The organism is Paenibacillus mendelii (assembly GCF_024498075.1).
GTDB classification, from domain to species: domain Bacteria; phylum Bacillota; class Bacilli; order Paenibacillales; family Paenibacillaceae; genus Paenibacillus_Z; species Paenibacillus_Z mendelii.
Map to the genome: position 1 here is coordinate 598,499 of NZ_JANHOF010000004.1, position 23,636 is coordinate 622,134.

At 52.4% G+C, this 23,636-nt stretch carries 25 protein-coding genes; 2 read left to right on the forward strand and 23 right to left on the reverse strand.

The genetic code is table 11. The features are described from left to right. Positions 1-53: 53 nt before the first annotated feature. From NNL21_RS17025 to NNL21_RS17100, 15 genes are all read right to left on the reverse strand, one after another. Positions 54-629 carry a VanZ family protein gene (locus NNL21_RS17025; RefSeq protein WP_204818444.1) on the reverse strand — a complete coding sequence of 192 codons (576 nt, stop codon included), beginning with the start codon at positions 627-629 and terminating at the stop codon, positions 54-56. Continuing rightward, entirely contained in the window at positions 559-1,902 is a 1,344-nt protein-coding gene (gene tuaD, locus NNL21_RS17030; RefSeq protein ID WP_204818445.1) for a UDP-glucose 6-dehydrogenase TuaD, read from the reverse strand. The genes NNL21_RS17025 and tuaD overlap by 71 nt, the downstream gene beginning before the upstream one ends. After that, complete coding sequence (galU, locus tag NNL21_RS17035) at positions 1,903-2,805, reverse strand: UTP--glucose-1-phosphate uridylyltransferase GalU (protein ID WP_305880828.1); 903 nt, start codon at positions 2,803-2,805, stop codon at positions 1,903-1,905. Positions 2,806-2,851: 46 nt separating this feature from the next. Next, positions 2,852-4,021 (reverse strand): aminotransferase class I/II-fold pyridoxal phosphate-dependent enzyme, encoded by a 1,170-nt coding sequence (locus NNL21_RS17040; RefSeq protein WP_204818446.1) that lies wholly within the window; start codon positions 4,019-4,021, stop codon positions 2,852-2,854. Positions 4,022-4,084: 63 nt separating this feature from the next. Continuing rightward, positions 4,085-5,893: a sugar transferase gene (locus NNL21_RS36535; protein ID WP_204818447.1), complete on the reverse strand. Its 1,809-nt coding sequence runs from the start codon at positions 5,891-5,893 to the stop codon at positions 4,085-4,087. Positions 5,894-5,933: 40 nt separating this feature from the next. Then, entirely contained in the window at positions 5,934-6,968 is a 1,035-nt protein-coding gene (locus NNL21_RS17055; RefSeq protein ID WP_204818448.1) for an NAD-dependent epimerase, read from the reverse strand. Further along, positions 6,965-8,293, reverse strand: coding sequence for a glycosyltransferase (locus NNL21_RS17060; protein WP_204818449.1), 1,329 nt, complete (start codon positions 8,291-8,293; stop codon positions 6,965-6,967). Before NNL21_RS17060 ends, NNL21_RS17055 begins: the two co-directional genes overlap by 4 nt. Positions 8,294-8,315: 22 nt before the next feature. Then, positions 8,316-8,921: an acyltransferase gene (locus NNL21_RS17065; RefSeq protein ID WP_204818450.1), complete on the reverse strand. Its 606-nt coding sequence runs from the start codon at positions 8,919-8,921 to the stop codon at positions 8,316-8,318. Beyond that, on the reverse strand, positions 8,908-10,137 hold the full coding sequence (locus NNL21_RS17070) for a hypothetical protein (RefSeq protein ID WP_204818451.1): 1,230 nt from the start codon (positions 10,135-10,137) through the stop codon (positions 8,908-8,910). Before NNL21_RS17070 ends, NNL21_RS17065 begins: the two co-directional genes overlap by 14 nt. After that, on the reverse strand, positions 10,127-11,254 hold the full coding sequence (locus tag NNL21_RS17075; RefSeq protein ID WP_204818452.1) for a glycosyltransferase family 1 protein: 1,128 nt from the start codon (positions 11,252-11,254) through the stop codon (positions 10,127-10,129). Before NNL21_RS17075 ends, NNL21_RS17070 begins: the two co-directional genes overlap by 11 nt. Positions 11,255-11,271: 17 nt before the next feature. Then, a complete protein-coding gene (locus NNL21_RS17080; protein ID WP_204818453.1) occupies positions 11,272-12,654 on the reverse strand; it encodes a flippase in 1,383 nt (460 codons plus the stop codon). Between the two features lie 17 nt (positions 12,655-12,671). Next, the gene (locus tag NNL21_RS17085; RefSeq protein ID WP_204818454.1) at positions 12,672-14,504 is read right to left on the reverse strand and encodes a polysaccharide biosynthesis protein; all 1,833 of its coding nucleotides are present in this window, start codon (positions 14,502-14,504) and stop codon (positions 12,672-12,674) included. 37 nt (positions 14,505-14,541) lie between these two features. Next, the gene (locus tag NNL21_RS17090; protein WP_204818455.1) at positions 14,542-15,216 is read right to left on the reverse strand and encodes a CpsD/CapB family tyrosine-protein kinase; all 675 of its coding nucleotides are present in this window, start codon (positions 15,214-15,216) and stop codon (positions 14,542-14,544) included. Then, the gene (locus NNL21_RS17095; protein WP_204818456.1) at positions 15,203-15,961 is read right to left on the reverse strand and encodes a YveK family protein; all 759 of its coding nucleotides are present in this window, start codon (positions 15,959-15,961) and stop codon (positions 15,203-15,205) included. The genes NNL21_RS17090 and NNL21_RS17095 overlap by 14 nt, the downstream gene beginning before the upstream one ends. Before the next feature lie 15 nt (positions 15,962-15,976). Continuing rightward, positions 15,977-16,759, reverse strand: coding sequence for a tyrosine-protein phosphatase (locus tag NNL21_RS17100; protein WP_204818457.1), 783 nt, complete (start codon positions 16,757-16,759; stop codon positions 15,977-15,979). Between the two features lie 792 nt (positions 16,760-17,551). Between NNL21_RS17100 and NNL21_RS17105 the strand changes: the two genes are divergently transcribed. Continuing rightward, entirely contained in the window at positions 17,552-17,893 is a 342-nt protein-coding gene (locus tag NNL21_RS17105) for a PadR family transcriptional regulator (protein ID WP_305880857.1), read from the forward strand. Beyond that, positions 17,890-18,447: a DUF1700 domain-containing protein gene (locus tag NNL21_RS17110; RefSeq protein ID WP_204818459.1), complete on the forward strand. Its 558-nt coding sequence runs from the start codon at positions 17,890-17,892 to the stop codon at positions 18,445-18,447. The genes NNL21_RS17105 and NNL21_RS17110 overlap by 4 nt, the downstream gene beginning before the upstream one ends. Positions 18,448-18,469: 22 nt before the next feature. Here the strand turns inward: NNL21_RS17110 and NNL21_RS17115 are convergent, their stop codons facing one another. The 8 genes from NNL21_RS17115 to NNL21_RS17150 form a co-directional block, all read right to left on the reverse strand. Then, complete coding sequence (locus NNL21_RS17115) at positions 18,470-19,309, reverse strand: metallophosphoesterase (RefSeq protein WP_256555292.1); 840 nt, start codon at positions 19,307-19,309, stop codon at positions 18,470-18,472. Positions 19,310-19,383: 74 nt separating this feature from the next. Then, complete coding sequence (locus tag NNL21_RS17120) at positions 19,384-19,611, reverse strand: ribosomal maturation YjgA family protein (protein WP_309145332.1); 228 nt, start codon at positions 19,609-19,611, stop codon at positions 19,384-19,386. Between the two features lie 219 nt (positions 19,612-19,830). Continuing rightward, positions 19,831-20,166, reverse strand: coding sequence for a DUF3024 domain-containing protein (locus NNL21_RS17125; protein WP_204818461.1), 336 nt, complete (start codon positions 20,164-20,166; stop codon positions 19,831-19,833). A 42-nt stretch (positions 20,167-20,208) separates the two neighbouring features. Then, a complete protein-coding gene (locus NNL21_RS17130; protein ID WP_204818462.1) occupies positions 20,209-20,730 on the reverse strand; it encodes a DUF2569 family protein in 522 nt (173 codons plus the stop codon). Beyond that, on the reverse strand, positions 20,730-21,302 hold the full coding sequence (locus tag NNL21_RS17135; protein WP_204818463.1) for a GNAT family N-acetyltransferase: 573 nt from the start codon (positions 21,300-21,302) through the stop codon (positions 20,730-20,732). The genes NNL21_RS17130 and NNL21_RS17135 overlap by 1 nt, the downstream gene beginning before the upstream one ends. 20 nt (positions 21,303-21,322) lie before the next feature. After that, positions 21,323-22,168, reverse strand: a complete 846-nt coding sequence (locus tag NNL21_RS17140) for an aminoglycoside phosphotransferase family protein (RefSeq protein WP_204818464.1) — start codon at positions 22,166-22,168, stop codon at positions 21,323-21,325. A gap of 177 nt (positions 22,169-22,345) precedes the next feature. Continuing rightward, positions 22,346-23,101 (reverse strand): DUF4247 domain-containing protein, encoded by a 756-nt coding sequence (locus NNL21_RS17145; RefSeq protein ID WP_204818465.1) that lies wholly within the window; start codon positions 23,099-23,101, stop codon positions 22,346-22,348. 12 nt (positions 23,102-23,113) lie between these two features. Beyond that, positions 23,114-23,620: a DUF4178 domain-containing protein gene (locus NNL21_RS17150; protein ID WP_204818466.1), complete on the reverse strand. Its 507-nt coding sequence runs from the start codon at positions 23,618-23,620 to the stop codon at positions 23,114-23,116. Positions 23,621-23,636 lie beyond the last annotated feature (16 nt).

Below are 23,636 nucleotides of genomic sequence, written 5' to 3' on the forward strand. Positions count from 1 at the left end.
CTCCCACTCTTACGAAGCAGCATCGCATCAAAACTCACAGCAGAAGCATAGGCTCAGCTTCCTCTGGACGGCCATCGCCATGGCGACCCCTGCTTAAGCATCAGTACGGTCATAATCGATGCGGCCGTCATACCAATCCATCCACCGATGCAATCGACACCTACATCCTGCCAGGTACTCGTTCGCATAGATGTGTAGGATTGATTCCACTCATCTAAACTGCTTACGATTGCAATGTACACAAAGGATATGCCCCATACATGACTCTTTCTGTGCAGCCAGGATAGGAAGGTAATGAATGCCAAACCGCCCAATACGGCATACACGAACAAATGTGCTGATTTGCGAAACAGAAATTCCACGAAGCGGAACGGTTCCTCCTTCGCATCGATAACTGCTTGGTCATACGTCACACTTATCTTCGGCACGACTTGAGCCAGTCTGTCCTTGGCAATGACCGATTTCAACCAAGGCTGAATGGTTTGCGATGAATAAGATTGCGATGAGAACCCAAACAGCAGCGCCGTCCACCCGATGAGCGCAGCCAGCGCCAGCCATCTAGAAATTGACCGAATGGCGATCCCTCCCGGCCGAATTGACGGAAGAACGGCCGATAGAATGGTATTCAAATCCGCTCTTCTGCATTGTCTGCAGATCGAAGCAGTTGCGTCCATCAATGACAATAGGCTGCTTCATCGTCTGACGCACCCGATCCAAATCCATGCTAAGCACTTCATTCCATTCGGTCAGAATGACACACACATCGCTACCTGCAACCGCCTGCTCCACGGTTTCGCAATAGTGAACATCGCCGGGAAGCTCACGCCTTGCCGATTCCGTCGCAATTGGATCGAAGGCGCGTACGAACGCCCCTTGCTTGAGCAGCTCCGGAATAATGGTCAAGGATGGCGCGTACCTCATGTCATCGGTATTTGGCTTGAACGCAAGCCCGAGCACGGCTACTTGTTTGCCCGCTAATCCGCCTACCGCTTCACGCAGCTTATCCATAATAATGAGACGCTGGCGCTGGTTCGTCTTAATGACGGATTTCAACAGCTCGAAGTCATAACCCGCTTTGTCGGCCATATGCGCAAGCGCGTACGTGTCCTTCGGGAAACAGGATCCACCGTAACCAATGCCGGCTTGCAGAAATTTACTGCCGATCCGGCTGTCCAGCCCCATCCCCTCCGCAACATCGATCACGTTCGCTCCTACACGTTCGCATACATTGGCAATCGCGTTAATGAACGATATTTTTGTTGCCAGAAACGTGTTCGCTGCGTATTTGATCATCTCGGCGCTCTCTAGGTCCGTTGTGAAGATATGCGTATTGAAAGGTGCGTGCAGCTCGGCAATCGCCTTGGCCGCTTCCGCATTATCGGAACCGATGACGGCACGATCCATATTCATGCAATCGGAGATCGCCGACCCTTCGCGCAGAAACTCCGGATTGGAGACGACATCGAACGATATCCATGGATATTTCTTATTCGCCTGTACGACCTCGCGGACGAGCTCAGCTGTCCCGACAGGCACCGTGCTTTTATTGACAATTATTTTGCGGTTATTTAGATGCTCGCCGATCTTCTTCGCTGCGGACATGACGTAGCGCATGTCTGCCTCGCCGGTATCCGACATCGGCGTGCCGACGGCAATGTAGATAATATCCGAGGCCTCGATCGCTTCTCCGACCTCAGTCGTGAAGTAAAGCTGCTCCCGCTTCATATTCTTCATTACAAGCTCTTCCAGCCCCGGTTCATAAATCGGTATTTCGCCACGGCGAAGCTTCTCGATTTTTTGCTGATCCACGTCGCAGCAGATGACGCGGTTCCCAATCTCCGCAAAGCATGTTCCCGATACAAGTCCAACGTAGCCTGTTCCGATAACCGTTATTTTCCGCATCTATTTCGCCACCTTGTTCAGTAATGGAAAATGCTGCTCGTAAACACTTTGAATATAGTTCAGCATAGCGGGCTGCAGATCCTCGCGCTGCAGCGCAAAGTCCAGCGTTGCTTTGATGAATCCGAATTTATCGCCGACATCGTACCGGACGCCCTCGAAATTATAAGCTAACACTGTCTTCTGATCGTTCAGCTTCTTGATTGCATCCGTCAGCTGGATCTCTCCGCCCGCTCCAGGCGTTTGATGCTCCAGAATATCGAAGATTTCCGGCGTGAGCACATATCTGCCCATAATGGCGTAATTCGATGGCGCAGCTTTCCGCGACGGCTTCTCAACGAGCGTATCCAGGAAGAAGACGGACGGCTCGATCGACGATCCCCGTGGTGCAATAATGCCATATTTGGATACATCCTCATCACTGACCTTCTGTACACCGACGACGGACGATGAGAACCGGCTGAACACCCGGATCAGCTGGCTGAGACAAGGGGTATCGGACTGGACGATATCATCCCCCAGCAGTACCGCGAATGGCTCGTCGCCTACGAAGCTGCGGGCGCACCAGATCGCATGCCCAAGCCCTTTCGGTTCCTTTTGCCGGATATAGTGGATGTTGGCCATCTCCGAGATGGCGCGAATCTGCTCAAGCTCCTTTGTCTTCCCTTTCTGATCAAGTGTTTCCTCAAGCTCGAATGATTTGTCAAAATGATCTTCAATGGCACGTTTGCCGCGACCGCTGACGATAAGAATATCCTCGATGCCAGAGGCGATGGCCTCCTCGATAATGTATTGGATCGTTGGCTTATCAACAATCGGCAGCATCTCTTTGGGCTGTGCTTTCGTTGCCGGAAGAAACCGAGTGCCAAGGCCTGCGGCCGGGATAATCGCTTTACGGACTTTCATAATCGGTAAACCTCCTTCAAGAATTAGCGGGATATAGTGCTTGGGTTCACACAGCTGCGTGTTTGGCCGACAGCCGGATATGGTGCGAGATACAGTCGAGCACGCGATCCTGATCCTGAACGCTCATTGCGGATCCGGACGGGAGACAAATCCCTTGCGTAAACAATTGATCCGATACGCTATACTGCGGCATATGTGGAAAATAATCATATTTACGAAGCAATGGCTGGAGATGCATCGGCTTCCAGACCGGCCTAGCCTCGATGTTCTCATCTCCCAGGGCCCGCAGCAGCTCTGTCGTGTTTAATCCAGTCATGAGCGGATTGATCGTCAGAGCGGTTAACCAGCGGGTGGATCGGCCATAGGATGCTTCAGGCATGAAGGATATGCCTTCAATGCTGCCAAGCGTCCGTTCGTAACGATCGAACACAGCACGCCGTGCCGCTACCCGGTCCTCCAGCAGCTGCAGCTGGCCGCGACCAACGCCTGCAAGCACATTGCTCAACCGGTAGTTGTAGCCCACTTCGCTATGCTCGTAATGCAGAGCAGGATCACGCGATTGCGTCGCCCAATACCGCGCCTTCGAGAGCGCTTCAACATTATCCGATACCAGCATGCCGCCGCCTGATGTCGTTATGATTTTGTTGCCGTTAAACGAATAGATGCCGAACGTTCCTAGCGTACCGCTCGCCTTGCCCTTATATGTCGCGCCGAGCGACTCGGCTGCATCCTCGATAATCGGAATGCCGAACCGCTCGCAAAGATCGATAATCGGATCCATATCCGCACTTTGTCCGTACAGGTTAACGACAATGACCGCCTTCGGCAGACGCCCTTCCTTGCGGGCTGCGACCAGCGCCCGTTCAAGCGCTTTGGGTGACATATTCCACGAATCAAAGTCTGAATCGATAAATACGGGCTCGGCGCCTTCATATAGAATCGGATTGACGCTGGCCACGAACGTGAGCGTTGACACGAATACCGTGTCTCCTTTTCCTACCCCGGCGAGCTTCAGCGATAGGTGAAGCCCGGCGGTTCCAGAGCTTAACGCAACAGCTCCCCGTACCGCCGTTTTCTCTGCAAGCTCTCTTTCGAATTCGTCTACATTCGGCCCCAGCGGTGCGACCCAATTTGTTGTGAAAGCTTCCTGCACATAACGCAGCTCTGCTTCACCGATATGTGGAGGCGATAGATATATGCGTCCTTCATTTGCCAAGCGTCATCACTCCTCTAAAGTAGGTTTGCTTCTTCTCGGTGTACGGCCTGCACCTAACATGCATTAGGCGCGTTCTGCCTCTCTGCTGCCGACGAACTTTCGTACCGTCGCTTGACCCTCCTGCTGGATTCCCTCCCGCTTAAACACTTTGATGAAGGTCAGCGCCACGATTTTCAAGTCCAGCCATAGCGATTGATGATCGACGTACCACACGTCAAGGCGGAATTTATCCTCCCACGATACGTTATTGCGGCCGTTCACCTGTGCCCAGCCAGTGATACCTGGCCGAAGATCATGTCTTCTCGCCTGCTCATCCGTGTAGAGTGGCAAGTATTCCATGAGAAGCGGCCTTGGTCCGACCAGACTCATATCGCCTCGAATGACATTGAGCAGCTGCGGCAGCTCGTCCAGACTTAGCTTGCGCAGCAATTTCCCAAAGGAGGTCAGACGTACATCATCAGGCAATAACTCGCCATCCGCTCTTCGGGCATCCGTCATCGTCCTGAATTTATAGACGTGGAATGGGACGCCATATCTGCCCGGCCTTTGCTGCTTGAACAGTACGGGTCCTCCGAGCTTGAGCCGCACGAGAATAGCAGTAGCTGCAATTACCGGAGACAGCAGCACAATGGCGGGTACGCTAACGACTAGATCGACCGCACGCTTAAGCAGCAGCTGCAGACGCTTGCCGAAGCGTCCGCGAACCCGCTGCTCCGTCTCGCGATACATGCTTGCGATGCGCTCGACGACTGCTGTTTCGGTGAAGTGCAGCTCGATGCGCCTTCTGCCTGCCCGGCCCAGCTTCATCCGCAGACCTTCGCTCGTCATTAAGCGGTTAAGCGCTTCTGAAAGCTTCTCCGCGTTCCGATAGGGCACAAGAATTCCGGTCGGATCCTCGCCATTCTGCCACTGCGCTTCCTCGCTTCGGACAAGCTCGCGTGTTCCCAGCACATCCGTAGCCACAACAGGCTTGCCGTATGCCATAGCCTCCATAAGCGAACGCGGAATGCCTTCCTTCTCGCTGGTCAGCGTTACCGCATCAGCCATGAGAAGCCAAGGCACTAGCGGTGACTGCTGGCCGATAAGTACGACATCACCCGTCAGCCCTTCCGCTTCGATCCTCTTGCGGATGTCCGCTTCAAGCGGCCCCTGGCCTGCGAGCACCGTCACCCAGTCGAGCCTTCCATGCCGCTTGGCATGAAGCAGGGCATCCAGCAGCAGGGCATGATCCTTCACGGTCTCGAATCGCGCCGCCATTAAGAGCATCGGAGCATCTTCCCGGATCCCGTAAGCGCGCTTCAAGTCTTCTGCCTTCAGCCGGTGAATGGCGTTCGCTCCGGCGGATTCCAGCTTGTCCAGATCAACGCCGTTGCCCTCGTAGTACGTTTTACGCCACGGTGTGAGCCTCTGCATGACAGAGATATCCTCATGGTTCTGTGACGCCAGCGCATCGCAGAACCATGCCCCCGCTTTCTCCAGCAAACGGTACAGGTTATAGGCGGTTCGGGACTGTCCACTGTAGAACGGCAGCCCGTGACTTGTATGAATAACTACAGGCACGCCCGCCAGCCAAGCTGCGACACGGCCGATGATCCCCGCCTTCGCCGTATGGGTATGAACGATGTCGTACCGTTCCGCCTTGAACAGCTTTCTCATCCGCAAGATCGAGATCATATCCTGCCATGGCTTTATAGCACGATTCATCGGCACGGTCCGCCATTGAAACGGATACGCATCCTGAATAGTTGAATCGATTCCATCCCCTGAAGAGATGAAGGTCACATCATAACCGGCCGCTTGCAGCAAGGCCAGCTTATCGCCCAGTATTTTGTGGCTGATGCCCGACGTGCACACATGCGCCACTTTTCTCATGCTTCTCCCCATCCTTTGTCCTGCGACGTCAGTGATCCGCCTAGCGAAGCAGCTTTTCGGCCGTCTTCCGCGAAGCGTAGTAGGTTTGGTACCAATCAACGAAACGGCCGATTCCCTCTTCAATCGTGGTGGTCGGTTTAAAGCCGATATCCCGGGTCAAGTCGTCTATATCCGCGAACGTAGCTTCTACATCGCCTGCCTGCATAGGCAAATACTCGATATTCGCGAGCTTCCCGAGCCGCTTCTCAATCGTCTGAATAAACGTCATCAAGGCAACCGGTTTGTTGTTCCCGATATTGTACACACGGTACGGCGCATAGCTCGAGCCTGGGTCCGGGTTCTCCCGGTCCCACTTCGGATCCGCTTCCGGCGGCCGTCCGTGCAGCCGTACGATTCCTTCTACGATATCGTCGATATAGGTGAAATCCCGCTGCATCCGGCCTTCATTAAATACTTTGATCGGAATGCCGCTTTCGATATCCCGCGTAAAGGTGAAGTAGGCCATATCCGGCCTGCCCCAAGGCCCATATACCGTAAAGAAGCGTAGACCCGTCGTTGGCAGCCCATACAGATGGCTGTACGTATGCGCCATCAGCTCGTTCGCTTTTTTCGTGGCGGCATATAAGCTGACCGGGTGATCGACGTTGTCATGGACACTGAACGGCATCTTGACATTCGCTCCGTATACCGAGCTTGATGAAGCATAGAGCAGGTGTTTGACTTCATGACGTCTGCACGCTTCAAGCACGTTGCCGAATCCGACCAGATTGGAATCCAGATAGGCAAAGGGGTTTGTGATGCTGTACCTCACACCTGCCTGCGCTGCAAGATGGACGACCGATTTGATCCGATATTTAGCGAAAATATCACTCAAATAATCAAACTTCGCAACATCCGCCTCGATCCCGGTGAAATACGAATGCCGCTTCAGCATCCCGAACCGGTCTTTCTTCAACTGCACATCGTAATAATCGTTGAAGTTGTCGATCCCGACAACCTCATGCCCTTCGGCTATAAGCCGTTCACTCAAGTGATAACCGATAAAACCGGCTGCGCCGGTTACAAGTATCGTCATAGCGCCTCCGCCCCCTTCGATTCATTCGATACATACGTGCTTTGGCCGGCCTTGGAACTGCGGCCGTTGGTTTGTTCATTCATACCGGCCGCCGTTTTCCCCACTGCCGTTCCGACCCCGCCAGCCGCCTGCGATTTCACATATTCGCGGAATGACAACCAGAACGATAATCGTTTCTGATCCAGCTTCGGCTTTGTATATTGTTGGGCACGCGCGAAATTCAGCTGTGCCTGCTCCGCCATCCAGGAGACATTGCCGATACCATGCTTCAGCTTGGATGCGAGCTGTTTGACGTTCCCCGGCTTATGCAGCCACTGATCTTCGACGAGCTCGGGAATGCCACCGGCTGTCGATCCGATGACGGGGCATGCCCGGCTCATCGCTTCGATCGTGGCACGCGGCAATCCTTCCTGGAAGCTTGGCTGTATATAGAGATCCAGTCCGTCGATCCACTCAAGCACGGCGTTACCGCTTGGCAGAACGCCACAGAATGTCACACGATCCCCAACTCCAAGCTTCACTGCAAGCGCCCGCCAGCGTTCCGTTGAGCCGTCTCCTAGAATGTGAAACTCGAATGGAAGTGTATCGCTCGCGATGCGGGCCATGGCACGAAGTGCAGTGTCGATCCCTTTGGTCTTGCCATTCAATGAACCAATTAACCCGATCCGAAAAGGTGTCTTTCGACCAGACTCGAGGGCTGCAATCCGGTTCAACCGTTCTGTCAGCACCTCCTCATTGTGCTCGGGAATTTCCACATTCGAGCAGGCCCCTGCGAATCCAGCCGCAGACAGCGGATACCGCTGCTGCAAGAACCGCTCCGTTACGTAGATCCCGTAAGGGGCCTGCTTAACGAGCCGTCTCGTCTTCCACAAAGAGAGCGGTGCGTAGACCTTCCCTTGCGCGCTGCCATAATTCCACAACCCGTCCCAAGCGCAAGCTACCATTTCAATGGCATAAGGCTTGCCCAGTTTCCGGGCAACCCGTATCGCTTCTGCTCCAATCTCACTTGGCATACGGGCAATGACGGCATCGGCATTGCGGATCGCATCGGTCAAGCATTGGTCGACATAGCCTTTCTTCGTCAGCTTGTTGACCGGATTGCTCAGCGAGGGCAGAACGAGAAAGTCGACGTTCGGTCCGCTGGACAATGTTTTTCCGTTCATGTCGGCATCCGCCTGCGCCTTCTGTCCTCTACAAGCAACGGTCACACGGTCGAAGACGGCCAGATAACGTTCCCACACGGCATAAGGCAGCTTGCCTCCCGAGAAGAACTTACCGGTTTCGTTAAAATAAAACGTATGGTCATGCGCCCATAGGACATGCATTTGAATACCTCCTAATTAATTGTTATCCATGCTGCCTCGGCCGGTCGCCGTGAGACGGGTTAACGATCGACTTCACTACCTTCGCCGGTACCCCGGCAGCCACAACTCCGGAAGGAACATGGCGCGTGACGACAGCTCCCGCTGCCACCACGGAACGGTTTCCAATTTCCACGCCGGCCATAATTCGCACGCCGCATCCGATCCATACATCACGGCCGATCCGGATTTTGCCGCATACGACCGGATTATCACGAATCGGAGCCGACTCATCATTCCATGTATGTTGGAACGACACGAGCGAGGTTTGGTGAGCGATGGATACTTCATCATCAATATCGAGCTCGCCGTAGGCATCCAAGTAGCAGTGCTTATGGATACTGACATTCGAACCGATCGTCAATCGCTCGGGATACTTGATCTCCACCCCTCGGCCAACGAGTACATTATCGCCGCATCGCCTCGCAAGTCTTTTCAACAGACAATACCGGAATGCGACGCCCGGAAGCTCCGGCAGCCAGTCGCTGATCGTCCACATCCATACCGCGATCGGCTTGGGTATAATTCGAAGCGCGCTTGCAACCGCGTGGAGTACCGGCTTAGCCGTATGGAATAGATCACGTCCCCTCATTGATTGTTCCTCCTTTCTGAAACCATTTTCGTCCCCATACGAGGGTGTACGCGCTGATGACATATAGAATAGGCAGCACGGGCAGCTTCTTGCGAACCATGTTGTCACCAACGGTCCCGAGCCCATACTCCATCTCTCGTCCTGTAACCGTGACATAACCGACGAGCACAAGCGTGCAGGCGTAACTGAAAAGTACGATCAGTGCCAGAAGATAGAATCGCCTGGTTGCCTTGAAACGTAAGTAATTGAGCACGGATGCGACGAGAATGAAGGACATCCACAGCGCTTCGAGCGTTCGCATGGCAATTTCCGAATTCCAATTGCTCAGGTTGGACGGGTTCGGACTTATGAACAGAAATACCGTCAGCAGCGAAGCGTTCATTAATCCGAGCGGCCCAATCTGCAGAACAAGCACGCCCATTGCGGCAATCATCACGACAAGCGAAGTCCTCATCTTCTGGGCATACAGGAAGTAAATCCCGAATGTATACACGATGGAGTAATCCCGAAGTCCCGTAGAATAAGCCAGAACGAGAAGAAACAGCACATATTTGCGCCGGATCAACAACCCTGCTCCGAATAAGCCGAGGAGCGCGCATGCGACGTCTTTGGCGAATACCGATGATAGAAGCATGAATGAAGGACTCACCAGCAGACCGAAGATCACGATGGCATGGAAGCGCGAGCTTCGTTCTTCCTGTACATCGGGCAGCGCGTAGTCGAATTTCGCGGCATTCAACCGGTAGGTCTGATTGACAACGAGTATAAGCAGCAGCGAATTCAACATAATGATCGCCAGTGGATTCTCCAGCTCCAGCCACTTGAACAGCGGCATATAGAGCATGCCGAACATCGGATAGGCCGAGATGTTCGCCCATTGGGTCACGATATGATCCAGTGCATACGGCATGAAATCCGACAGCTTCTGAAACGTGCTCACCTGCTCGAAATAATGAATCTCATCCGGTCCGGTCACGGGGTTCGTCGTGACCGCATAGACTAGCTTCCCTGCCAGCATCACACATATCCCGACGTACAACGCCCCCGGGGTATCCGGCCAGCGAAGCAGGAAGAAGAAGAATGGGATCAGCATGGCGAAGAACATCACCATCCCGATTTGCTCGCCGAGCGGAAACAGCAGCTTCGCCATCAGCAGCAGCATCACAAGGTACATGGCTGCGACCATCGGATGCTGCAGTGTCCGGTTAACCCTCATAGAGATGCTCCAACCGGCGGACACTGCTGACCATATTAAAGCCTGACTTCTCCAATGCCATGCGGCGCATCGTCCAAGCAGGCTGCGGCGTTGCCGCAAGCAGTCCGAGCCCTTGAACCCAGCGGTTCGGATGGTCGTCGAGCCTCAGCTTATGGACAAGGCCCAGCTCCAGATCCGCCTCCTCCGGCACCGCCTCCGACACCAGACACGGGACGCCTGCAGCCTGCGCTTCAATGACCACGATGCCGAGTCCTTCGATTAACGATGGAAGGACGAAGCCGTCAACCGCTCCCAGCAGCTCCGGAATATCTTTGCGCTGTCCAAGAAACTCAACCTGCTTCGTAAGTCCAAGCCGGCGTACTTGCTCCTCTATGCGGCCCCGCTCGGGACCGTCGCCGATCAGGATCAGCCTCGCTTCCGGGCAGGTCATGGAAAATTCAGCGAAACGGTCGATCAGAAAGGAGTGGTTCTTCATCTCTTGGAAGCGTCCGATATGCGCGAATACCGGTGCATTCGGATTAAGAATGCCAAGATTAGCGCGAAGTGCGCTCCGATCCATCGGCAGCGACTCATAGGGATCCAATGCGATCGCGTTCGGGAAGACCATCACCCGTTTGTCTCCCCAGCAGTTCTTACCGAACAGCGACTCACAAGCAAGCCGTGAACATCCGAGCAGATGGGTCGCATTCTTGAGAATGAGACGCTGCATATAAGCCCGGTATATCCTGCGCAGAAGGGGCTGCTTCGCATCCCGATGCACCGTATGGCTGTGACTGATACGAACTGGAATCCCGAGCCCCTTCGCAATCTTGAGCACATAGCCGCTAAACCCGAATATGTGGCTATGGATAGCCGCATAGGGACCGTTCTCGCGAATGTTCGACTCGAGCTCTCTGCGGAACCGGCTTAATCCCCGCTGAGGGTGAGGCTGACGCAGAATCTTGCCGCCCAGGCTTTCGATTTCGTCATCGTAGAAGGCCTTTTCTTCGGTTTGTACGGCGAAGTGGAATTCATACTTCTCGCGGTCCGTATGCCGGTACACGTTCATGAGCAGCGTCTCGATTCCGCCGGGATGCATCTTCCCCACAACATGCAGCACTTTGATTTTGCCTGACATCTCCTCTATCCCTCCTTTCATGAATGAACATCTTCGGCCGGTGCGGCTTCCAGCAATCGATTCCATGCTCGTTTCGGCAGCCAGGCAACGGTCAAGATCCCCATCTTCCGGTAGACGAACACCACCATGATGACATTCCAGCAGACGAGACCGGCTGTCGTTGCAATGGCTGCGCCGGTCATGCCCATGAGCGGGATTAAGGCGACATTCAGGGCGATATTCAACACCGTCGATACGATGAGTGCCTTGGTGAGCGCATTCTGCCGGCCGGTCATCGTAGCCATCATGCCATTCTGACCACAATATGCATTCACAACCTGACCGAAGGTCATGATCAGCATCGGCCAATAGGAGGCACGGAACTCGGCTCCGAACAGTCCGAGCAGCAGCTTGCCGAAGGCGGCGAATGCGATCATCAGCATGGCCGCGAAGACAAAGCCGGACAAGCCCGATGTCTGGCATACATGCTGAAGCTGCTTGCGTTTGCCGGTCGCATACAGCTCGGAGAGCATCGGAGCCGCCGTCATGTTCACCGCGGTAAGCGCGAATGCGGCCAATGTCGCAAGCCGGACCGCTGCCGAGAACAAGCCGGATTCCGTCTCCGAATGCATCATCCCCATCATGAGCACGCCCAGCTGGCCAAGAATGAGATACATGCCGGCATTGAGCATGAGCGACACAGACAGCTTCGTCCAAGAGCGGGTGTCGTACCTTGACTCAATCGCTTCGATCTGGCTGCCGATCCGCTTCCGCAGGACGACAGCCCCGATCAGCCAGCTAATCGCCACTGCTGCGGCAAAGCTGATCATCGCCACCCCGGCATCGGCTTTTATGCCGAATACCCCGATCCAGCAAGCCAGGATAGCCATCGTAATGATCGGGCGTGCGATTTTCTCCGGCATCTGCGAGAACAGTACATCTTTGAGCGCTTGCAGCACACTTTGCCGGAGCGTCGCTAACGTCAGCAGCGGAATGGTCGCCAGCCCTGCCGCATAGGTTACGATCCTCTCGGTTGTCATGGAATCTGAGCTGAAGATCAAGAACACAGCGCCCATAATCATCGCCGTCATCGAGAGCACCAAACCAATTTGATTCGCTCTGCGGAGTAGTCCCTTAATGAACCCCCATTCGTTCATGGCACGATACGATGCTACCAATCGGACGATTGACGTATCGAAGCCAAGCTTGGTCGGAAAAACAAGAAACGTGACCACTGTCGAGACGAAGGCGTAGGTACCGTAAGCTGCCGCACCCAGCATACGGGCCAGCATAACCTGCATGAGCAGAGCCAGAGCCATACCGCTGGAGTTGATGAGGAAGCTGATGCTGCCTCCCCGCCTCAGCATTTTTTTTACGGAGGAGCTCTGCTCCTGAGCTGCGAGTGTTTCGACTTTAGCCATAAATCCGGACCGCCCCCTTAAGACACGTTCGAAACGTTGCTATACGTAGGCACGAGGTGCTTGAGTACGGCGCGGATTTCATTCGGATGCTGGCCGATCACTTGCTCCAGCTTGCGGATCTCGAATTCAAGCTCCGTCCGGTTGATCTGCATCGGTCTTCCGATGAAGATGCGGTTATGTTTGGTTGATGACATGCCTTCTTCATTGGTCAGCAGCTCTTCATAGAGCTTCTCGCCTTCGCGGATCCCGGAAAACTTAACCTCGATATCGATATTCGGTTCATAGCCGGACAACCGGATCAAATCGACAGCCAGATCAAAAATTTTGACAGGCTTGCCCATATCGAGAATGAACACTTCGCCGCCCTTGGCGAAGGCGCCGGCTTGAATCACGAGCTGAACGGCTTCCGGAATGGTCATGAAATAACGGACCATCTCCGGATGCGTAACAGTGACCGGACCACCCTTGGCAATCTGATCCTTAAAACGCGGGATAACGCTGCCCCTGCTCCCGAGTACATTGCCGAAGCGAACCGCTACGAACTTCGTCTCGCTGTGCTTATCCAAGCTTTGAATAAACATTTCGGCGATCCGTTTGGTCGTGCCCATAATGCTCGTCGGATTAACCGCTTTGTCGGTCGAGATGAGTACGAACCGCTCGGCGCCGAATTGGTCGGCGCATTCGGCGACGTTCTTTGTGCCGAATACGTTGTTCTTGATCGCTTCGGACGGATTCCGCTCCATGAGCGGCACATGCTTGTGGGCGGCTGCGTGGAAGACGACCGCCGGACGGAATTTGCCAAATACATCCTCCAGCCGTTTCCGGTCCTGCACATCGGCGATCACGGTCTCGATCGGCAAATCCGGGAACGTACTTCTCAATTCCATCTCGATCAAATAAATACTGTTCTCCCCATGTCCGAGGAGCAGCAGTCTCTCCGGCCCGAAAGGTGCGATTTGACGGCACAGCTCGGAGCCGATTGAACCGCCTGCGCCGGTAACGAGCACCGTCTTGCCTTCAACATAGTTGGCGATGTTGTCCAGATCGATGCGAATCGGGTCTCGGCCGAGCAAATCCTCGACAGATACGTCACGCACCCGAACGGCGGAGGTTCTGCCTTGTATCACATCCTGCAAATCAGGCGCGATCTTAAGCTTTGCCTTTGTCGGTTTGCAAATGTTTATGATTGCGGATATTTGCGATTTGGATACTGAGGGCATCGCGATTATAATTTCGTCGATCTTCTCTTCTTCTGTAATCCTCGCGATGTCGTTACGAGTGCCGTAGACGGGCAAGCCATAGATCGTTAACCGCTGCTTGTACGGATCGTCATCGATGAAGCCGACAGGAATATGGCGTGACGTATCATTCTGCCCAAGCTCTTTCGCTATCATCGTGCCGCAGCTTCCAGCCCCGATAATGAGCGTCCGGTGCCCGCCTGACCGTCTGCGCGTGCTGTATTTATCACAAAAGGCCCGCCATAGCAGTCTCGGGCCGGCCATCATGGCCACCATTCCGATCAAATGATGAAATAGAATCATTTTCGGAACGGTAATGCCGTATACGAGAACCACAGCTGCATAAGGAACAATGCTTGCCACTAACGAAGCGTTAATGATCGCAATCACTTCGCTAACTCCGGCATACTGGTATATACGGCGGTGAAGCTTCATCCTCAGTGTGCAGTAGAGTCCGATCAGCCCCGCTAACAGGGTGTACATGAGCCATAAGCCTTGCTGAGGCTCATTCCACGGGTTCGAATACTGTAGACTGAAGGCAAATGCTAAGCTGAACACCACGGCCGATAAATCCAAGGCAACTAATAAATAGGTGCGGTAAGCAGCAATCATGGTTTAACCTCCCAAAAATATGGTGCAGACTTTCGGATTATTGCGAATATTCATAATAGCCGTTCACATCCCGATTCGACGTTTGGTTCAACGTGACACCCACGATACGCGCTTGTACGAACTGAAGCGCATCGCGTGCCTTGATGACCTGCTGCCGTTTCACGTTTCGTGCGTTCACAACCAAGAGAACACCGTCACACCGGGTGGCCATCACCTGCGCATCGCTTACCGCAAGAACAGGCGGCGTATCGATCAGCACGAAATCGAACCGTGTACGCAATTCTTCCAACAGCTGATCCATCTTCCGGGATCCGAGCAGCTCCGACGGATTCGGGGGAATCACTCCTGATGGCAGTACACTTAAATGATCGATATGCGTTTCTTTAATCGCTTCTGCAGCCGTCGCCTGTCCAGTGAGCACATTCGTCAGGCCGCACCGGTTCGAGAGCTTGAAGGTTTGATGAGCCGTCGGCTTGCGCAGGTCTGCATCCACGAGCAGCACCGACTTCTCCGTTTGGGCGTAAGCAACGGCTAAATTGTTGATCGTCGTTGTCTTCCCTTCACGCGGGTTAGCCGATGTCACCATGAGAAGCTGAAGCGCACGGTCAACCGAAGCAAACTGCAGGTTGGTGCGCAAGGTACGATATGCTTCGGAGATGGGCGACATCGGATTAAGATCTGTAATAATTGGTCTGGCATCAGTTTGAGACATGAGATGCTTCACCCGCCTTTGTCGATATCTTTGATTTTCTCCGTTTCCCCTTCAGATCGCCCTGCTTGATGGATGGCACAAGCCCAAGCGTCGGTAAACCAAGAGCACGCTCGACGTCCGCTTCCGTCTTAATCGTGTCATCGAAGTAATCCAGCAGCAAGACAAGACCAATTCCGAGCAGCAAGCAAAGAACGAAGCTGATCACCATATTAAGCTGCGGATTCGGCTTGACCGGTGCAGGCGTTTTAACCACTTTTGCCATATGAAGCAAATACACGTTATCGACCTTCATGATTTTCGGAATCTGTTCCTGAAACACTTCCGAGATCGCGTTTACGATAGTAGCTGCTCTCTTATAGTCCGTATCGGAGTATGTGAGTGTAACGACCTGGGTGCCGTTGACGGAACTGAACGTAATTTTGCTCATCAGCTCCTCCGTGGTCACTCCAAATTCAGGGTGCTTCTGTACGACCAAATCCATGATGGCCGGGGTACGAATAATTTCTTTGTACGTATTGATCAAGCTGATATTCGTATTGATCGCGTTAATATCCAGCTGAAGCATGCCTGGCTTATCGTTCGCAGAATTCACTATGAGCTTGGTATAGGCTTGGTAGACGGGCTTAATTAACATATAACTGATGAAACCGGCCGCTGCCGTGCCAAGGGCGACGACAAGCACAACAATCCATATCCGTTTGCGTATGATCGACAAATAATGCTTCAAATCCAATTCCGTAGTCAAATGTTAACCTCCATTCTAGGTTTTGAATGGCGACCAACCGGCGAACAGCCGCAGTTGCCTTTTTCGGTGAATCGTGGGTCTAGGGCTTATTTTTAAATTGTGAACGACCGCACGGGCGTTTCGCTCATAGTAAGCAATAGTATCCAGCCCGAGCTTATTCTCTGCAGTCTCATAGGCTAAGCGCAGTTCAAACGGTCTTGATGTTCCGTTATGAGAATCGGATGCAATGAAGTGAATCAAATTTCTGCGGCACATCTCGATGGCCGCCGACTTTACTTTGGGACCGAAGCGCCCCGTCAGCGAGTGAGACGTGACTTGGCATAATGCGCCATTATCCACCATGGCCATCAGCCTATCCGGCGCAGCAGCAAGCTCGGCATTGCGTTCCGGGTGAGCGATAATGGGTGTCCAGCCTGCAATACGAAGCTCGTGCAGCGTATCCTCGAACCGCACGGGAACACTTGAAGCTGAAAATTCTAGCAGCAAGTAAGACGACTCCCCAAGCGGGAGCAGCTTGCCTGCTTCTAAATCATCTAGAAGACCGTCGTATACCCTTATTTCCTGCCCAGGCAAGACCCGCAGCGGAATATGCCGTTCAATGAGCTCGGCGTTTAATACGTCGGTACGTTCACGAATGTCTTTCGCTTCCGTGTCATATCGCCCTGCACGGTAATGAGGCGTTGCATAGATGGTCGTTGCCCCATCGTTCACAGCCGAGCGTGCAAGCGCTAAAGATTCATCCAAACTTGTTGGTCCGTCATCAAGACCATGCAGCAGATGACAATGAAGATCGATCATAACATCTCCTCCCAGATCTCGACTCGTATCGATTATGTCATAAATAGATAGGAGGCAATGAGGGAATAAGGTAATAATTTCAATTAGGTGTTACTGTTTATTTTGCAAAAACGAATATAAGCTATCATCCCTAGTTTCTTGTTTTGTTAACTACGAATTAACAACCATATATATCCATTTATAGGTGGATAAGGTCGATTTATTGTGATTATGATAGATTTCTAACTTGCTCTTTTCACCCGTATATTTCGAACAATAGTCTTACATTAATCTTACAATGTAAATCCTGTACATCCCTTACAGTGCAACAGATAGACGCATTTTTCCTATTCTTAGAAATTTTCTGATTTTACGGCAATTCCATGGGTTACCGTATATTCAATAGGGACTAGCGACATATACGCTGTTTTTTTGGGACAGTTGGCATAGGTTTACTTTTCCTTTACCTTCCATTTTTTTATCCCGTAAGAGGCCCAGTTTGACTGAAAGCCGGGAAATTACGCCTACTTTTTCCTCTATCTATCGATTTCTTCCCGATATGAGAACCATGCCGCGGCCCAAAAATGATGAAGAAATCATAGAAATGAAGCATCCATTCCTGCCTAATAACGAATAATAGGGAAAATATATTCAGTTTCAATAACGACATTCCGTCCATTTCCCACTCCCTGGCGAGCGATCAATCGCAATCAACATTACTCATATCTCCTTAAATATTCACTTCACCTAGTACCTTGCAGAACACAGTAGCATGTGATACCATTACGTTTGTCAGGAGGGATCTGGGTGGATATGTCCGAATGGACGTCCCAAGCACGTCGGGGAATATTAGAATATAGCATTTTGCTGCTGATCAGCAAAGAACCACGTTATGGCTATGAACTAGTGACACTATTAGACAAATGGGAGCCGCTCGCTGTTACGGAGGGGACGCTGTATCCGCTTCTGCGCAGGCTGCTTAAAGAGAAATACATCGAATCCTATTGGAAAGAGTCCGAAAGCGGCCCACCGCGGAAATATTACAGCTTAACCAAAGCCGGCCAGTACCTGATGGAAGCGATGTCGATCGAGTGGAATAAGCTTTCCACCGCCATGAACCAAATTGAATTGTATCGAGGAGAGGAACCAGGATGAGTCCAAATGGAAGAGCTTATCTAGCCAAATTGTATGAGCTGCTGCACCAAACACCAGAGGAGGATCGGCTCGATGCCGTACGTGAAATCGAAAGTCACATTGTGGAAGGTATTGCGCATGGACAGCGCGAGGATGATATCTTGGCACGGCTAGGAGACCCCCGGAAGCTTGCGAGGGCCTATCGAAGCGAGTATTTAATGGAACATCGTTCCAGCAGATCCTTTAAGGATGTATTGGCATTAATCGGATTCTATTGCACAACCGGTCTCTTAAGTATTATGGTCATTCCGGTTCTTGCCGTTATCGCGTATGGATTTGGGTTCTGCGCCATACTCGCGATTATCGCGGGCATCGTCCGCACCTTCGGCGCGACCTGGATTCAGATGGGTTTCAGTCCCGATCATCAGCTTCCAACAGAATGGAGTATGGCCTTTGCCATCGTTGTTGGCGGCATTCTAGGTGCGATCGCATTCTATAGCCGCAAATATCTTCGGGCTTATATCGGCTTTCTTTCTTCCCGTTATAGAGCGGTGCTGCCAGACAACCGGGGTTAACGCCACGACGACCTGACAGCTCTTACGTAAGCTCCAGAACGGTCAGCTCAGGCCGGCACCAGAACCGAATGGGCAGCGTTGTCGTGCCGATCCCCCTATTCGTATACACCGCCAGCTGCGAGGAATCCGCTTGATAGAGACCGCTCACATATTTCTTCCCATATGGCGGCGCAATGAGATGACCCACAAAGGGAAGCCGGATTTGCCCCCCATGTGAGTGTCCGGACAGCTGAAGCTTCACCCGGGGCCATTCGCTCACCGTATCTGCGTAATCCGGTTCATGCGCGAGCAGAATGACCTCGTCCTCGGGAAGCGTGCCAGCCAATGATCGTTCCACATCGGCTTGTCCGAGCAGAAGATCGTCCACACCAGCCACGACAAGTCGGCTTCCATCCTTCTCGACCACCTCATGCCGATTGAGAAGCAGCCGGAAACCGGTCTTCTTCCAGAAATCGGCTACACCATTCCGGCCTTCAAGTCCATAATCATGATTGCCCAGCACGGCAAACTTGCCCAGCGGCGCATGCAGTCCCTTCATAAGGTCAACGCATTGGATAAGCCCCTTGGTTCCATCGTCGACCAGATCGCCGGTGAAACAAATCATATCCGGCTCCAATCGTTCGATTCGATGTATAACCTTCGCTAACGCGTCTTTGTCAAAATAATAACCGAAATGCAGATCGCTAAAATGTAAAATACGCGTACCGCGGAATGGGTGTTTTCGGTTGCCGTCAAACATCGGAATCGTCACGGCGTTCACCTCAACCCAATTTCGTTCCACGAAATAGCTATAAGCTGGAGCGGCTGCCGCAGCGGCGATTCCGCCTCCAGCTATCCATTGAAGGAATCGTCTTCTTGTCATTCTTGGGTTGCTTGGCATAGTATGATATCGTTCCCTTCGGCACGCTATAGACTTCATAAAGTGTAGACGATTGGTCAACGCTTTTTGCTTTCGCCCCCGAGAATCGACGCAAACCGGTCTAACCCGTATGCTGCGCCAATACCAGCCGCGTATCGAACAAGATCAACCGCCAGAAATCCTTTCCCCAATATCAGCGCTCCAATCACAGTTGCCCGTATGTCGTTGATCCAGCCGGCTTGATACAGCTGACTGCATTCGATGAATAAACAGAAGAGTGCAAACCGACATGGACTTCTTCCGATCGGTTAGAAGAATGCGGAATCCCATGTATATCATACTCGCCCATAGCGCATCTCCAGCATGTCTGGAAACGAACTCCGGTATGTATTCAATCGTCATCCGTGAGCCTAAACCGAGCATAATAACGATCACGAGCATGATGAAATAGCCCATTCTTCTTCTCTTAGCTTGTCATCCTTATCTTGATCGATAGGTTTAAAGCGCAGCCGCTATCGCCGCCATTAGTGCCAGAATATCCCGCTGGCATTCACATCGACACATTGCAGCTGATGGACAAAATCACCGCTTGGCGCAATCTCCTCGACAAGATGCCATTTATCTTTACTGTCCCGCCAGTAGACGCTCCACGTATTCGTCTCATTCTTAAAGCGGAATTGAGCAATATCGTACTCAAACCATCTGCTCTGGTAACCGAGTCTTTCTTCCTTCAAGGTGACATTATTGCCACGTATCGTAAATTTTAGCTTAATTTCATTCCTGATTTCCTTCGGAACCTTCTGTTCGATATAGGATTGCAGGATACGAGTAACTCGTAATCTAGTGAATTCATCCAGCATAGCTAAGTAAATCTCCTTATCAACGTATGGTCAATCACTCTCTTATTTCACGAACGTATTCTTCACACGGACAGATCTCAGGAAATATGGAATCCAGATCAGGCAGGTGAACAGATTGCGGATGATCTTGCTTACCGATTTGCCCACTCCCTCTTCCGCGATGAGCGGAATGGATTGCGCCAGCATGAACCCGACTGAAGTAAGCATCAACACGACTGTGAAATAGAGGATCGCTGCGGGAACGAACCATCGTTTCTTCTTGTACAGCAGGATGAGTACAACAGTAAGAATAATGATGAGCACGGCATTCCCAATCGCTTCAAACGGGATGATGATCGTCCACATGGCGTCGTACGCCGGCGAATCCGGAGAGGTTAATCTCTCCCAGGTTTCACCGGCGAATAGCGGCAGAATCCCTGCGGTCAGGTATAGAACCGAGCCCACCAGCGCAAACCACAGGCTGAACTGTACCAGTATGAGCCAACCGCCCAGACCGTTTATTTCAAGATCCCCGCGATTCAATCGCTTCGTTTCACTTGGCCATATAGGCGGCTGGTTTGGCATTAAGAGCGCTCCCCATCGATAGGATCGGCCATGAGTCTGGTATAATCACTTCGCAGAATAGCCATGAGCACCGTGTCGGTGTATGACCCATTCATATAATGACGTTCCCTCAGCCGACCCTCCTCGCGAAAGCCGCATCGAATATAGCAGTTTATAGCCGCAGCATTGTAATCATGCACTTCGAGCTGCAACCGATTTAAATTCAATCGTTCGAATACAAATTTCTGCAGCACGCGGATCGCTTCCGAGCCATACCCTTTGTCGCGCATCTCCCGGCTGCCGATTACGATCCCCATCTCCGTTGTCCGGTTCTTCCAATCGAATTTAAACAAATCGATCTGTCCAATGTACGCTTCCGTCTTCAGGTCTGCAATGACGAATCCGCGATGATCGCCTTCCTTCTCCAGCACTGCGCTCAGGAACGCTTCCGTCTCGGATGCCGTATGCGGGTACAGAAACACATCAGACAAGTTATTGACGACTTCCGGATCATTCACCCAATCCCGCATATGAACAAAATCATCACTGCGATACTCGCGCAGCATAATGCGATCTCCGTACAAACGAGGCATTCCACTCACGTCCCTTTCCATTAGCGATTGAAGGTTACGATCATTCTCCATTGCTTCCATGCGGTCAAATACGCGTTCAAATCATGCGGATGATGGTACGTACAGGTTACGATCCGATTGTAAAGCGCGATCGCGACTTCTTCATAGAGAGCCTTGAGCTCGCGGGAGAACGGCCATGCCTCATGATAAACGACTTCCGCAATGACGTCCGGGGTCAATTCATCGGAGGATGAACAGAATGCAAAGGCCAACTCGTACATCGGTTGTCCGATTAGGGGAGTCGGGTCGATCACGCCGGCGAGCTGATGATCTTCATCAAAGATAAAATTGTGCACACCGCAGTCCCCATGCAGGTGATAGAAGGGTCCCGTCACACGGTTGGAGTTGCCGGCCAGCTCGGCGACAAGATCATGATCCTCCTCCGTGAATAAGTCCCCTGATCCATTTCGCGTCAATCCCGTTTCCCCCAGCAGATAATATTGCCAGCTTTCCTCCCGGTCCCGCGGCCATTCCACCTCATCATAGCCGGAGATCAGCCGCCGGACCAATTCTAGGAGCATCTCGCCTTTATGACCAGGATAGTAAGCCGTGCTCCCAGCGATATATTCGTAAATAAGGAAACGATTGGCAGGATCCACATACCGCAGCGAGGGTACGATCGGCAGCCTTTCGTAACGCTTCAAATAGGCAGCCTCCGCCTCGATAACATCCGGCTCATTCCATTTCAGCACCAGTCTGTCCTGCTTGCCGCATTTCATGAGATAAACCTGACTGTTTGTTCCGCCTTCCAGCTTGTCCATGACGAGCTCACCGCTTGGCAGCACGCCGGCTGCAAACAATTCAGCTGCGATAACGGTCATTTCCATAGAATATCCAGCTTCCTTCATGTGTTTATTATTCAACTTTGCTACTTTCAGATGACTACCATCTTATCATATACCGTAAACTGCTGCCTCCGAAAGTTCGACATGTGCAAAAAAAGAGGACAGACCAAGCGTGAACGCCGTCTGCCCCTTTATTTGTTAACGAATCATGTTCTTTTCTCATCGCCGTTTCGATATGCGGCCGAGACCGACTCGCGTCTTCGGCTTCTTCGATTTTCGCGGAGACAGCCAGCTGCTCTGCTTGCTGCTCCCGGAGCTGTCCCTAGTAATTTTGCCGGTGGAGGCTGACTTCTCCGGCGTCTTACTGAATATGCTTCCCCCGCTGCCGGGCTGGCTCGAGGAAGCATCCTTCGACCTTTTGAAAATCGATCCTTTGCGTTCCACCGTCATCGGCGGAATCGCCTTCTTATCCTCTACCGTCGGGGTACGAAACGACCCCGTCTTCGGCTTATAGACATCCCGGTCACTGTAGCCTCTGTAGCTGCCTCCACCATATCGGCCGTTGTCGAACAAATCGCTCAGCAGGCTCGCCAGCAAATAGCCTTCCAAGAAACTCATGCTGTAATTATTGCGCACATATTCCTTGGAATCGACTTCGACTAGCGTATCCTCAGGCTTCTTCTCGTCTTTCTGAAGCTGCACAATCCGGTCGGAGTAGACGAGGAACATCCGGTCCTCTGCCTCATCTGATTGCTGATCCGGCTTGGAGGACTTCACCAGCTCGTCAGCAACCTCTGGAACCGTCTTGCCTTCTGCACGATAGACGTAGGACGTTTGCGAACCGCTTCCGCTGACGGATTCGAGCGGGTAGGTGTCCTTGATCGTTTCGTTAATGCCTCCGCATGCAGCGAGAAGCGGTACGATTAGACTGAAGGCGAGGAATAGTTTAAGTGCATATGACCATTTGTGCCGCATTCTCAAACCTCCTTAGCTGCCTCGCAGCACGCGAACGTCTGCGGGAAGCACATCCTCACCCTCGTACAGCATAAACCGTCCGTCCTGCCACTCCACCCGGAGAAGCTTCATATCGTCGGATTGATATTGCCACACGTACTGCTCGCCGCCTTGGAAGAACGGTGTTTTGCCTGCGGCCGTAATAAAACCGTTGTACTGCTCTTCCATATGATAGGTCCGGTCGTCCAGCTCGATCACGGTCGGTACCTCGTCCACCGAATCCAGTCGTCCGTCTATGGGCTCATACAAGGCATATAAGGTGCGCTCGCGTTCCTCAATGGTTAAATACCGGATGCTTGCCCCGTCTTGAAGCGTCAGGACAATCAAATTCCGCTGACGGTTCTGGGTCCGTCCCACAACCTGATATGTGACAAGCGACACTTCGCACACATCGCCGGGTCCGATAGACAGGATGCCGCGTTCCGCTTTCTGCGGCTCGGGTTTGGACAATATATTCTTGATTCGTTTGAATATGCTCATCGCCATTGCTCCTTTC